Origin of the sequence: Sinorhizobium glycinis (genome assembly GCF_001651865.1) — a bacterium.
Taxonomy (GTDB): domain Bacteria; phylum Pseudomonadota; class Alphaproteobacteria; order Rhizobiales; family Rhizobiaceae; genus Sinorhizobium; species Sinorhizobium glycinis.
The window spans coordinates 68,340-80,842 of record NZ_LPUX01000047.1; the positions used below are offsets into that span (position 1 = coordinate 68,340).

The window sequence follows — 12,503 nt, forward strand, 5'->3', positions numbered from 1 at the left end:
GAGAGCTCAGAGCGGCAGTCGGATCAGCGCGGTGACGCCGGCCGGCAGATATTCGACCTTGACGGAACTGCCGATGATCTTGTCGAGACTCCGCTCGATCAGCAGCGAGCCGAAACCGCGCCGGCGCGGGTCGCGAACCGGCGGCCCGCCCACTTCCGTCCAGGTCAGATGCAGCACGGCCCCGCCTTCCTCGACGACGCCGCGCGCCGTCAGAACGATCTTGCCCTTCGGTACCGACAGTGAGCCATATTTCACCGCATTGGTCGCCAGCTCGTGCAGCACCAGGCCGAGACCGACCGCCTGATCCGGTCCGAGCAGGACCTCGTCCTTGTGGATTTCCACCTGCTCGGCATAGTCGCTGACATAGGGCCGAAGCTGCTTGGAAATCAGTTCCGCGAGACGGATCGTCCCCCATTCGTAGTCCGAAAGCAGCCCATGCGCCTCGGAGATCGCCTGCAGCCTGCCGGCAAAGGCGGTCATGAACTCGGCCGGATCGCTGGTCTGGCGAAGGGTCTGGCGCGCGAGCGATTGCAGCATTGCGAGGGTATTCTTGACCCGATGGTTCAATTCCTTCAGCAGCAGCCTGGTCCGCTGCACGGAAGCCTGCTGTTCGGTGACATCGATCGTCATGCCGAGAAAGGTCAGCGCCGAACCCTTGCTGTCCCGGTCGTGGACCCGGCCGCGACCGAGCAGCCAGCGCCCGTTCGCGCGAATCCGGAACATGCCGTCATATTCCTCGTTGGCCGCCATCGCCTGCCTGAGCTTCGAAAACGTCGAGCCGCGATCGTCCGGATGGATCGCACCAAAGACAGCCTTGGCGCTCAATATCCGCTCGGCCGGCAGTTCGAACATGCGCATCATCGCGCCGTTGCCCGCAACGGTCCCGGCGCGGATATCCCAGAGCCAACTGCCGACATTGGCCGCATCAAGCGCCATGGCGAGCCGCTGTTCCTCGCGGGAGAGCGCGGCCTCCTTGAGTGCGCGCCGGCGCGCCTCGTCCTTCAGCTTGAGCAGCGAGGCAGCGGCGTCGGCGATCCCCTGCAGCGCGTCGAGCTGTTTCGCCGCGACCTCGGCGCGTGGTACCCTGTCGAGAACACAGACGGTGCCCACCGCCTGTCCTCTCAGGATTATCGGTGCGCCGGCATAGAAACGCAGGAAAGGAGCCTGCGCGACCTTTTGATTGTGACGCAGAACCGGGTGTAGAGACGCGTCGAGCACCAGGAACGCGCCCCGATCGCGGTCCCCGATCGCATGGGCGCAGAAGGATTCGTCGACAGGCACGCGGGATTCCGTCGTGCCGACTGCCGCTTTGAACCATTCCCATTCATGATCGACGAGCGTGACGAGAGCGATCGGCGCATCGAAAAGACCGGCCGCCAGTTTCGCCAGCGGTTCGAAGTCGCTGTCGGCGACCGACATGTCCGGAACGGCCGCATGCAGGACTTCGAGGCGCTCTCGCGAACCGAGCGTCTCAGCCATTGCCGGAAGCATTGCTTCAGCCTTTTCATGCATTCTGCCCGAACTCCAAACCTGCTTCCGCCGGCAGAACCGAATGGTGCGGAACGCCCGGGGGCATACTTCGTGCTCCCCGTTCCCCACTGCGGGAATGCCCGGCGGAACTATGCAGCGATTCAAGACGCTGCAGCAATCTTTGCGTCGAGTAAACGCGCATAGCAAAGCGGAAATATGGAAGGATGCGTCGCCGAGCTGAGGATTTATCAGGAAACGAAAGCACGCGAAGTAATGGGCGCCGAGGTTTCATCCGGCCCATAGTCGTTCTCGCCCTGGATCTGGAGAATGTCCTGCAGGCGCTGGCGTGCACGGTTGACGCGGCTCTTGATCGTACCCAGCGCGCAGCCGCAGATCGTCGCAGCCTCTTCATAGGAGAAGCCCGACGCCCCGACGAGAATGATCGCCTCGCGCTGGTCGGGAGGCAACTGGTCGAGCGCCCGCCGGAAGTCCTGCAGATCGAGCGAACCGTATTGCTCCGGGTGGTGCGCCAGCGTTTCCGTGAAATGACCGTCGCTGTCCTGAATCTCGCGGCCGCGTTTGCGCATCTGGCTATAGAGTTCGTTGCGCAGGATCGTGAAGAGCCAGGCTTTCATGTTGGTGCCCATCTCGAAATGGTCCTGCTTGGCCCACGCCTTCATGATCGTGTCCTGCACGAGATCGTCGGCCCGGTCGTGGCGCCCGATCAGCGACATGGCAAAGGCGCGCAGGCTCGGCAGGGCCGCAAGCATCTCACGCTTGAACTCTTGATTTTCCGACATCCCGGCGCCTACTCCTTGCCATCCAGCATGGAACGTTTTTCCACGGCTTCGAGCTTTTCGAGAAGATCGAGGAAGCGAGCCGGAATCCCCTCTTCCTGTACCGACACATAAAGCGCCTTCAGCTTTGCCGCGATCTGCGCATTCGGATCGTCAGACTTCGGCCGCATGCTGGCCGTCCGCCCTGCCCCTGAAGTATATCTCATTGTATGACTGCCGCCCTCTGAAACTTCGCCTGCACCAATAACGCGACGGAAAATTGAAATGTTCCACTCCGGAACCTTTTTTTCCTCGGGACGTTTCCGCAGCGGAACAAAGATCAGAGACATGGATTGAGGGAGTCCTGCATGACACTGTCCACCCGCATCGCTCCATTTCTTCCCTACCTGCGCCGTTACGCGCGTGCATTGACCGGAACTCAGACATCGGGCGACGCCTATGTCGCGGCGGTTCTCGAAGCGCTGATCGCCGATACCTCCATCTTCCCCGATGCCAGCAGCGACAGGGTCGCCCTGTTTCGTCTCTTCACATCGCTGTTCGGCTCTTCGTCGGTGCTCGTCCCCGAGCCCGTTTCGCCCTTCGCCTGGGAGCAGCGCGCCTCCGTCAATCTTGCGGCCGTTTCTCCGGTCGCCCGCCAGGCTTTCCTGCTCGTATCCGTCGAGGGCTTCACCCCTCAGGAGGCCGCGGAGGTTCTTGACGTCGATGCGGCCAAGTTGACCTCCCTGCTCGACCGCGCTTCGCAGGAGATCTCCCGCCAGGTTGCAACCGACATCATGATCATCGAGGACGAGCCGCTGATCGCCATCGATATCGAGCAGATGGTCGAAAGTCTCGGCCATCGGGTGACCGGCATCGCACGGACCAAGGACGAGGCGATCGCTCTTTTCAAGATGGCCGAGCCGGGAATGGTGCTCGCCGACATCCAGCTCGCCGACGGCAGTTCCGGTATCGACGCGGTCAACGAAATCCTCAAGACCAGCGCCGTACCGGTCATATTCATCACCGCTTTCCCCGAGCGGCTCCTGACCGGCGAAAGGCCGGAACCGACCTTCCTGGTGACGAAGCCCTTCAACCCCGAAATGGTCAAGGCGCTGATCAGCCAGGCACTGTTCTTCAACGAATCGACGAAGGCCGCCGCCTGAGCAATCCAGCCCTACACCTGAGCAATCCAGCCCCACAAAGGAAAACAGCCAGTGCCGAGGGAATGGCACTGGCTGAGGTTATGCAACTCACTGAGGGGGGATGTGAGTTGGCAACCGGCGGTATGCCTCCGACGTCACATTGGGGGCGATGTGCGTCTCCGCTCGGTCATTGCCAATAATGCGCGAGAGAAAAAAAGGTTCCGCGAAAACCTCAAAGTTTCAGCTATTCGATCGATTCCAGTTCAGCGCGGTGGCGATAGAGCGCCAGGAAGCGTCGATAATCGCGGTTGTAGAGATCGCGCAGCGCCGGATCCGGTCGCCGCTCCTGCCCCGTGGAGGCCATGGCGCCACCCGCATGCGCGAGGTCCGGATAGATGTTACCTGCCACGGCGGCTGCCATGGCCGTCCCGAGCAGAACGGCATCCGGCGCCTGCGGCACCACCACCCGGCACCCGGTGGCGTCGCAGTAAAGCTCCATCAGCAAAGGATTGCGCACGTGGCCGCCGGTAACATGGAGCGTGTCGAGGTCGTAGCCCGCCTCCCTCATCGTCTCAAGAATGTGGCGGATGCCAAGTGCGATGGCGACGCAGGTCCGCCAATAGAGGCGGCAGAGTGCGTCGAAGGACGAATCAAGCGCCAAACCGCTGATGACGCCAAGCGCATGCGGATCGGCAAGGGGCGAGCGATTGCCGTGGAAATCGGGAAGGACATGCAAGCGATCGGCAAAGCTGTCGCCGTACTCGGCGCGCAATTCCTGCACGCGCTCGATGATCTTCCTGTGGGTTTCGGCCGTCGGCTGCAGCCCGGCCCCGTGGAGGCGCACGACATGATCGAGCAACGCGCCCGTCGCCGACTGCCCGCCTTCGATCAGCCAGAAACCGGGTAGCACTGCCTCGAAATAGGGTCCCCACATGCCGAAACCCGGCTTCATCTCCTTCGAGAAGGCGACGATGCAGCTCGACGTTCCGGCGATGAGCGCCAACTGGCGTTCGAGCTTCGCCGGGTCGCCGGCGAAACCGCCGAGCACGCCCAGCGCGCCGGCATAGGCGTCGATCAGTCCCGGCGCGACCCGGCATCCGGTGTCAAGGCCCAGTTCAGCCGCCGCGGTCGCCGTGAGGCCGCCGACGGCGCGCTCCACCGGCAGCGTCTCCTCGGGCAATCCGCCGCGCGTCAGAAGGTCCCCGAGACCGATCCGTTCGAGATAATCCTGCTGCCAACCACGCTCCCTATGAGCGAGGTAGTTCCATTTCGCCGTCAGGGTACAGCGCGACCGCGCCGCACTCCCCGTCGCCCGCCAGGACATATAATCCGCGAGATCGAGGAAATAGCCTGCCTTCTCCCACTGATGCGGCAGGTTCCGCTTCAGCCACATCAGCTTCGGCATCTCCATCTCCGGCGACATCACCCGGCCCGAATGATCAAGGACCGGATGCTCGGTCGCCGTACAGAAATCCGCCTCTGCGAGCGCCCGGTGGTCGAGCCAGACGATCGTGTCCCAGCGCGGCTCGCCATGGCGATTGACCGAGAGCGGCGCGCCGTCCCCGTCGCGCACCACCAGCGAGCAGGTGGCATCGAAACCGATCGCCGCGACGCTCTCGGCGCCTATCCCCGCCTTCTCGCGCGCCGCCCGCACCGCTTCGCAGACGGCAGCCCAGATATCCTCGGAATCGTGCTCGGCGTGGTTCTCCTCCGGCCGGTTCATGGCAATGGCCCGGTCGGCCCGGGCCAGAAGCGCACCTTTCCGGTCGAAGATGCCGGCGCGGGCGCTGCCGGTTCCGATATCGACCGCCACGACATACTCGCGCATCAATGGATGACCCCGTCCCGAGAAGATGGTTGGATTTTCGGCTTGCAGAGCAGCGCGGCCGGGCCGCTCCACCCTGCCCTCCCTACTGCCGGACAAACTGTATCAATTCGTCCATGTCGTCAAACAGCACGTCGGGACCAAGGCTGGCGAGCACCTGCCGATGCCGCTCGTTGCGGGCGTGACTGGCGCCCGCGAAGGCAAAGACCCGCATGCCCGCCGCCTTGGCCGCCTCGATGCCGGCCGGACTGTCCTCGATGACGGTACAGTTGGCCGGGGCGTAGCCCATTTCAGCGCTCGCATGCAGGAAAAGGTCGGGAGCCGGCTTGCCGCGCGCCACCATGGTGGCGCTGAAGATGTGCGGCTCGAAGAGATCGATGAGGCCGGTCACCGCCAGTGACAGACGAATGCGCTCCGGCTGGCTCGAAGAGGCGACGCAGCAGGCCGCATCAAGCTGCTCGACCGCTCGGCGGATCCCCGGCACGGGCGTCAGCTCCTGTCGGAACCGGGCATAGAGCCGCTTCCTCATCGCTTCGAGAAACGCATTATCGGTCGCAAGCCCGTATTCGTCATGCAGGATCGCCGACATGCTCTGGAGACTGCGGCCGAGGAAGCGCTCGCTCGCCTCTTCCGTCGTCATCGAAACGCCGGCCGCATCAAGCGCCTCGACCAGCACGCCGAGCGAGATCGGTTCGCTGTCCACAAGCACGCCGTCGCAGTCGAAAATGACCAGTCTGGAGGCGTGCTCCGCCATCGCGTCATACCCCGAGTTTATCGTCCAGATAGAGTTGCAGCGTGGCGCGCGTACCCTTTTCCCAAAGTGTTTTCAAGGCGTGGGCAAACCGGCGGCGGAAAAGCTCGGATTGCGCCACCTCGCCGAAAATGTCGGAAAGCGCGAGGAAGGCCATGGGGTCGGCCTTGGCCGCGATCGCCGCCTCCTGCAACCGATCGGCACTCGCATCGTTGAAGACGATGTTCCTGCCGCTGTCGGAGGTGCCGGCGAAGTAGCGGCACCAGAGGGCGGAAACGAGAGACAGCCCGACCACGTCCTCGCCGCGGCCCAGACGATCGGCTGTCGAAGGCAGGATGAATTTCGGCTGCCGGTTCGAGCCGTCCTGCGCCAGTCGGGCGATCGTGTCGCCGATCTTCGGATTCGAGAAACGCTTTTCGATGAGCTTGTAGTAGTCCTTCAGGTCCGTGTCGGGCACCGGCGGTATGACCGGGATGATCTCCTCGTGCTCGAGCTTGGCCAGAAACGCGCGGATCAGCGGCTCCTCCATCGCCTCGTGCACGAAATGAATGTCGAGCAGAGCCGCCGGATAGGCGATCGCCGCGTGCCCGCCATTGAGGATGCGGATCTTCATGTGCTCATAGGGGGCGACGTCGGGCACGAACTGGACGCCGACCTTCTCGAGCGCCGGGCGACCTTGCGGGAAATGGTCCTCCAGCACCCACTGCTTGAACTCTTCGCAAAAGACCGGCCAGGCGTCCTCGATGCCGTAGTCCGAAGCGACGATGCCGATCTCGCGCGGCCCCGTCGCCGGCGTGATGCGATCGACCATGCCGTTCGGGAAGGCGACATTGGCGTCGATCCAGTCGGCAAAGCCCGGATCGGACAGGCGTGCAAGGCCGGAAACGGCCGCATGGGTGACTTCGCCATTGCCCGGGATATTGTCGCAGGACATGACGGTGAAGGGCGGTATGCCCCGCGCCCTGCGCTCGGCAAGGCCTGCCAGGATGAGGCCGAAGACCGTCTTCGGCGTTGTTGGGTTCCGGGCATCCTCGACGATCGCCGGGTGGGCGGGGTTGAAGACTCCAGAAGCCGGATCGATGAAATAGCCGCCTTCGGTGATGGTCAGCGATACGATGCGAATGAGCGGGCTGGCGAGCTGGGCTACGATTGCGGCAATGTCGCCGGGCCTGAGATAGGCGATCATAGCGCCGGTGACATGCGCGCCGGTGCGGTTGTTGTCCTGCTCGACCACCGTGGTCAGGAAATCCTGCGCCTCGAGCTTGGCGCGCATCACCTCGTCCGATGAAAGGACACCTGCCCCGATGATCGCCCAGTCATGATCGCGCCCCTGGTTGAAGAGATCGTCGAGATAGACGGCCTGATGGGCGCGATGAAAGTTGCCGACACCGAAATGGACGATACCGGCGCGCAGGGCGTGCCGATCATACTTCGGAACACCAGCCTTGGCCGTGATGGCGTCGAGCGCGGCAAGCGAGAGTTTGGTCGTCATCCTATCGTTCCTTTCGAGAACCCGTCCTTTGGACGAAGCCTCAGCTCATCCATTGGCCGCCGTCGACGTTGTAGGTCTGCGCCACGACGTAGTCGCTTTCGGAAGAAGCGAGAAAAATCGCCATGCCGGTCAAATCCTCGGCCGTGCCCATGCGCCCGTAGGGGACGACCTCCCCGACCAGCCGCTTCTTCTCGCCAAGGGGACGGTTCTCGTATCTGGCGAACAGCGCATCGACGCCGTCCCAGTGCTCGCCGTCGACGACGCCGGGGGCGATGGCGTTCACATTGATGCGGTGCTTGATAAGATCGAGGCCGGCGGACTGGGTGAGGCTGATGACCGCCGCCTTCGTCGCGCAATAGACGGCGACCAGGGCCTCGCCGCGCCGGCCCGCCTGGCTTGCCATGTTGATGATCTTGCCGCCCCGCCCTTGCGCGATCATCTGCTTCGCCGCCGCCTGCAGCGTGAAGAGCGTGCCGGCGACATTGATCGAGAAGAGCCGCTCATAACTTTCGCGCCTGATCTCGACGATCGGCGCGAGGTCGAAGAGGGCCGCATTGTTGACAAGGATGTCGAGCCCTCCGGCCTGCCGGACGGTCGCGGCGATCGCCGCATCGATCGACTCCTGCCGGGTGACGTCCATTTCGACAGCATAGGCCGCCGGGCCGATCTCCGAAGCCGCCTGGCGTGCCCGCTCGATATCGATGTCGGCGATCGCCACGGTGGCGCCCTCGCGCACATAGGCCTCGGCGAAAGCGCGGCCGATTCCCCGCGCCGATCCGGTGATCAGCGCGCTCTTTCCCTCAAGACGTTTCATCGAATTGCCAGTCCCTTTTCGTCAAACTTGTGCAGGCGCTGCGGGTCCGGCGTCAGGAAGACACGGTCGCCATGCGTGACGGCGAAGTCGCCGCTCACACGCGCCGTCAGGGTGCCGATGGCATCGGCGTTCACATGCAGGAAGGTGTCGGAGCCAAGGTGCTCCGCCACGCCCACCGTGCCCTGCCACGTGCCGTGGTCCTTCGAAAGCACCAGGTGCTCCGGCCGGATGCCGATCGTATGGGCCTGATGGCCGGCCGCCTGGCTACCGGAAATGAAGTTCATCTTCGGCGAGCCGATGAATCCGGCGACGAAGAGATTGTCGGGCCGGTGATAGAGGTCGAGCGGCGAGCCGACCTGCTCGATGCGGCCGCGGTTCAGGACGACGATCTTGTCGGCCATGGTCATGGCCTCCACCTGGTCGTGGGTGACATAGATCATCGTCGTCTTCAGTTGCTGGTGAAGCTGGCTGATCTCGAGGCGCATGTTGACGCGCAGCGCCGCGTCGAGGTTCGAGAGCGGCTCGTCGAACAGGAAGGCCTCCGGCTGGCGGACGATTGCCCGGCCGATCGCGACGCGCTGGCGCTGGCCGCCGGAAAGCTGGCGCGGCTTGCGGTCGAGGTAATCGGTGAGGTTCAGCACGCGGGCCGCATCGGCCACCTTCTTGTCGATCACCGCCTTGTCCTCGCCCGCCATCTTCAGCGGGAAGGCGATATTGGCGCGCACGCTCATATGGGGATAGAGCGCGTAGGACTGGAACACCATCGAAAGGCCGCGCTTTGCCGGCGGAAGCTCTGTGGCGTTCTTGCCGTCGATGACGATCGCGCCGTCGCTGACGTCCTCGAGCCCGGCAATCAGCCTCAGAAGCGTCGACTTGCCGCAGCCGGAAGGGCCGACGAAGACGACGAACTCGCCATCATTGATATCGAGATCGATCGACGGGATCACCGCGTGGGCACCGAAGACCTTCGAGACGTTCTTGAGTGTAATGCTTCCCATGATCTTACCCTTATTTGACCGCGCCGAAGGTGAGGCCGCGCACAAGCTGCTTCTGCGAGAACCAGCCGAGAATGAGGATGGGGGCGATCGCCATCGTCGAGGCGGCCGACAGCTTCGCGTAGAAGAGGCCTTCCGGGCTCGAATAGGAGGCGATGAAGGCGGTGAGCGGTGCCGCTTTCGCCGCGCTGAGATTCAAGGTCCAGAACGCTTCGTTCCAGGCGAGAATGATGTTCAGGAGGAGCGTCGAGGCGATACCGGGGATCGCCATCGGCGTCAGCACATAGATGATCTCCTTGGCGAGCGAGGCCCCGTCCATGCGGGCCGCCTCCAGGATCTCACCCGGGATCTCCTTGAAATAGGTGTAGAGCATCCAGATGATGATCGGCAGGTTGATGAGGGTCAGCACCATCACCAGTCCGCTGCGCGTATCGAGCAGTCCCGTATTGCGGAAGATGAGATACATCGGCACCAGCACGCCGACCGGCGGCATCATCTTGGTGGAGAGCATCCACATCAAGACGTCCTTGGTGCGCTTGGTCGGCGCGAAAGCCATGGCCCACGCGGACGGAATGGCGATCAGGAGGCCGAGCAGCGTCGAGCCGAAGGAGACGACCACCGAGTTCATGAAGTGCTTGAAGTAGTCCGAGCGGCTTTGCACCTCGAAATAGTTCTCGGTGGTCCAATCGAAGAACAGGAAGGCCGGCGGCGAGGCGATCGCCTGCGCCTCGGTCTTGAAGCTCGTCAGGAAGGTCCAGAGGATCGGGAAGAAGATCAGGATACCGATCGTCCAGGCGATTGCCGTGGTGACCAGTTTGCGCTGGGTCGAGACATTGCGTGCCATGGGTATCAAGCCTCCAGCGTCTTGCCGATCATGCGCATCAGGAAGAATGCGACGATGTTGGCGAGGATGACCGCGATGATGCCGCCGGCGGATGCACCGCCCACGTCGAACTGCAGCAGCGCCTGCGCATAGACCAGGAAGGTCAGGTTCGTGCTCTGCGTGCCGGGGCCGCCATTGGTGGTGACGAGGATTTCCGCGAAGACCGAAAGCAGGAAGATCGTCTGGATGAGGATGACCACGGTGATGGCGCGGGAGAGATGCGGCAGGACGAGATAGATGAACCGGCTCCAGGCGCCGGCGCCGTCCATCTGCGCCGCCTCCTTCTGCTCCTCGTCGAGCGACTGCAGCGCCGTCAGCAGAATGAGCGTCGCAAAGGGCAGCCATTGCCAGGCGACGATCAGGATGATCGAGAAGAGCGGCGCATTGGCGAGGAAGTCGAAAGGCTGCAGGCCGACGAGCTTGGCGAGCCAGGCGAAGAGCCCGTTGACCGGGTTCATGAACATGTTCTTCCAGACGAGCGCCGCGACCGTCGGCATGATCAGGAAGGGCGCAATCACCAGGATGCGCACGATCCCCTGCCCGAACATCGGCTGGTCGAGCAGCAGCGCGAGCCCGATACCGCCGACGACCGTGATGAAGAGCACGCCGAGCACGATCGCCAGCGTATTGAAGACGGCCTGGAAGAAGGCCGGATCGGTCAGGAAATAGGTGTAGTTGGTAAGGCCCGCGAACTCCTCCATTCCCGGCATCAGCAGATTGTAGCGGAGCAGCGAGAAATAGATCGTCAGCGCCAGCGGCACGATCATCCAGGCCAGCAGCAGAAGCACCGAGGGTGCGATCATCAGCCGCGCGGCGGAGCGGGTATGCAAGGTCGCCATGGCGTCCCCCATGTGGTGTCAGCGCTGTTCAGGAAAGGCACGCCGAACACGCCGGTAAAGCCAAAAAAGTCAGAGCGGGACGCGGGTCGAAGGCGGGGTTCGCCCCTTCCTCGTCCCGCTCTGGAGGTGGCCGGAGCTGCCGGCCGTTGCCGGGCGGCACTCCGGCCCCTTGGGAGCCTCACTTGATATAACCGGCCTTGGTCATCTCGCGCGTCGTCAGTTGCTGCGCACTGGCAAGCGCCTGGTCGACACTCATCTGGCCGGCAAGCGCGGCCGAGAAGACCTGGCCGACTGCAGTGCCCAGGCCCTGGAATTCGGGGATCGCCACAAACTGCACCCCGACATAGGGCACCGGCTTCACCGCCGGGTTCTTCGGGTCCGCCGAGTTGATAGACTCCAGCGTGGCCTTCGCGAAAGGCGCCGCCTTCTGGTATTCAGGGTTCTCATAGAGAGACTTGCGGGTACCGGGAGGAACGTTCGCCCAGCCTTCCTTTTCAGCGACAAGCTTCAGGTAGTCCTTGCTCGTCGCCCAGGCGATGAACTTCTGTGCCGCGTCCGCCTTCTGCGAGCCTGCGGGAATGCCAAGGCTCCAGGCCCAAAGCCAGTTGCCGCGCTTGCCGAGGCCCGTATCGGGGGCCAGTGCAAAGCCGACCTTGTCGGCAACCGTCGATTCCTTCGGGTTGGTGACGAAGGAGGCCGCGACCGTCGCGTCGATCCACATGCCGCACTTGCCGGTCTGGAAGAGTGACAGGTTTTCGTTGAAGCCGTTGGACGAGGCGCCGGGCGGCCCTGCATCGTTCATCAGCTTGACGTAGAAATCGAGCGCGTTCTTCCATTCCGGCTGGTCGAACTGCGGCTTCCAGTTCTCGTCGAACCAGCGCGCCCCGAAGGCGTTGGCGGTGGCCGTGAGGAAAGCCATGTTCTCGCCCCAGCCAGCCTTGCCGCGCAGGCAGATGCCGTAGATTTCATTATTCTTGTCGGTGATCTTGCGAGCGGCGTCCGCGATGAACTCCCAGTTCGGCGCGTCGGGCATGGTGAGCCCGGCCTTCTCGAACAGGTCCTTACGATACATGACCATCGAGCTCTCGCCGTAGAACGGCGCGGCATAAAGCTTGTCGTCGACGGTGAGACCGCTGCGGATCGCCGGCAAGAGGTCGTCGACGTCATAGTCGGGACCGAGCTTGTCCAGCGGCAGCAGCCAGCCCTGCTTCGCCCAGATCGGCACTTCGTAGGTGCCGATCGTCATGATGTCGTACTGGCCGCCCTTCGTGGCGATGTCGGTCGTCACGCGCTGGCGCAGCACGTTCTCCTCGAGCGTCACCCACTCGAGCTGAATGTCCGGATTCTTCGACGTGAAATCGTCCGTCAGCTTCTGCATCCGGATCATGTCGCCGTTGTTCACGGTCGCAATGGTCAGGGTCTCTGCTTGGGCCAGGCCTGCCAGAGCGACTGCCGAGCACGTGCCCAGCAGGAAAGTTCTCAAATTCATCGACTTCCTCCCAGAAGAAAATGAGCA

12 protein-coding genes are annotated in these 12,503 nt (G+C 63.3%); 1 reads left to right on the forward strand and 11 read right to left on the reverse strand.

Annotated features, from left to right (window positions below; all coding sequences use genetic code 11):
• Nucleotides 1-6: 6 nt before the first annotated feature.
• The 3 genes from AU381_RS02075 to rsiA1 form a co-directional block, all read right to left on the reverse strand.
• Entirely contained in the window at nucleotides 7-1,512 is a 1,506-nt protein-coding gene (locus AU381_RS02075; RefSeq protein ID WP_064240164.1) for a sensor histidine kinase, read from the reverse strand.
• Between the two features lie 206 nt (nucleotides 1,513-1,718).
• Nucleotides 1,719-2,270 (reverse strand): RNA polymerase sigma factor, encoded by a 552-nt coding sequence (locus AU381_RS02080; protein WP_064240165.1) that lies wholly within the window; start codon nucleotides 2,268-2,270, stop codon nucleotides 1,719-1,721.
• 8 nt (nucleotides 2,271-2,278) lie between these two features.
• The gene (rsiA1, locus tag AU381_RS02085; RefSeq protein ID WP_244520010.1) at nucleotides 2,279-2,437 is read right to left on the reverse strand and encodes a NepR family anti-sigma factor; all 159 of its coding nucleotides are present in this window, start codon (nucleotides 2,435-2,437) and stop codon (nucleotides 2,279-2,281) included.
• A gap of 177 nt (nucleotides 2,438-2,614) precedes the next feature.
• Between rsiA1 and AU381_RS02090 the strand changes: the two genes are divergently transcribed.
• On the forward strand, nucleotides 2,615-3,409 hold the full coding sequence (locus AU381_RS02090) for a response regulator (protein WP_064240167.1): 795 nt from the start codon (nucleotides 2,615-2,617) through the stop codon (nucleotides 3,407-3,409).
• Nucleotides 3,410-3,632: 223 nt separating this feature from the next.
• Here the strand turns inward: AU381_RS02090 and AU381_RS02095 are convergent, their stop codons facing one another.
• From AU381_RS02095 to AU381_RS02130, 8 genes are all read right to left on the reverse strand, one after another.
• Nucleotides 3,633-5,216 (reverse strand): FGGY-family carbohydrate kinase, encoded by a 1,584-nt coding sequence (locus AU381_RS02095; protein WP_064240219.1) that lies wholly within the window; start codon nucleotides 5,214-5,216, stop codon nucleotides 3,633-3,635.
• Between the two features lie 82 nt (nucleotides 5,217-5,298).
• Nucleotides 5,299-5,967, reverse strand: coding sequence for an HAD family hydrolase (locus tag AU381_RS02100; protein ID WP_064240168.1), 669 nt, complete (start codon nucleotides 5,965-5,967; stop codon nucleotides 5,299-5,301).
• A 4-nt stretch (nucleotides 5,968-5,971) separates the two neighbouring features.
• The gene (locus AU381_RS02105) at nucleotides 5,972-7,456 is read right to left on the reverse strand and encodes a mannitol dehydrogenase family protein (RefSeq protein ID WP_064240169.1); all 1,485 of its coding nucleotides are present in this window, start codon (nucleotides 7,454-7,456) and stop codon (nucleotides 5,972-5,974) included.
• Nucleotides 7,457-7,496: 40 nt separating this feature from the next.
• Nucleotides 7,497-8,270 (reverse strand): L-iditol 2-dehydrogenase, encoded by a 774-nt coding sequence (locus AU381_RS02110; protein WP_064240170.1) that lies wholly within the window; start codon nucleotides 8,268-8,270, stop codon nucleotides 7,497-7,499.
• Entirely contained in the window at nucleotides 8,267-9,268 is a 1,002-nt protein-coding gene (locus AU381_RS02115) for an ABC transporter ATP-binding protein (protein ID WP_064240171.1), read from the reverse strand. The genes AU381_RS02110 and AU381_RS02115 overlap by 4 nt, the downstream gene beginning before the upstream one ends.
• Nucleotides 9,269-9,278: 10 nt before the next feature.
• Nucleotides 9,279-10,109: a carbohydrate ABC transporter permease gene (locus AU381_RS02120; protein WP_064240172.1), complete on the reverse strand. Its 831-nt coding sequence runs from the start codon at nucleotides 10,107-10,109 to the stop codon at nucleotides 9,279-9,281.
• A gap of 5 nt (nucleotides 10,110-10,114) precedes the next feature.
• Nucleotides 10,115-10,987 (reverse strand): carbohydrate ABC transporter permease, encoded by an 873-nt coding sequence (locus AU381_RS02125; protein WP_064240220.1) that lies wholly within the window; start codon nucleotides 10,985-10,987, stop codon nucleotides 10,115-10,117.
• Nucleotides 10,988-11,165: 178 nt separating this feature from the next.
• Complete coding sequence (locus AU381_RS02130) at nucleotides 11,166-12,476, reverse strand: ABC transporter substrate-binding protein (RefSeq protein WP_064240173.1); 1,311 nt, start codon at nucleotides 12,474-12,476, stop codon at nucleotides 11,166-11,168.
• Nucleotides 12,477-12,503 lie beyond the last annotated feature (27 nt).